Source organism: Streptomyces sp. URMC 129 (assembly GCF_051386415.1).
Classification (GTDB): domain Bacteria; phylum Actinomycetota; class Actinomycetes; order Streptomycetales; family Streptomycetaceae; genus Streptomyces.
On sequence record NZ_JBPQTQ010000328.1, the window covers coordinates 1 to 247 of the forward strand.

Consider the following 247-nt stretch of genomic DNA (forward strand, 5'->3'; position numbering starts at 1 on the left):
GCCGGACACCACCAGCTCAAAGGTGGTGTCCTCGCCTAAGGCTTTCACGCGGCTGCGCATCTGGGACAGTAGGGAAGTGAGCTGGGTTTCCAGCCGCTCATCGGGGCCGGCAAGCTCGCGGACGAAGCGGCGTGCCTCAGCCAGGTTTTCGCTCGCGACGTCTTCGATAACCGCCAGCTGCTCCTCTTTGGTCGCTGGATCGTCGGTGCCGCGGGCCGCACGGGAGAGCAACAAGATGGAGCTGAGG

1 protein-coding gene is annotated in these 247 nt (G+C 64.8%); it reads right to left on the reverse strand.

The genetic code is table 11. The features are described from left to right. Nucleotides 1-247: histidine kinase (locus ACSNOC_RS28000; RefSeq protein ID WP_436750369.1), on the reverse strand; the 247-nt coding region annotated here is incomplete at both ends.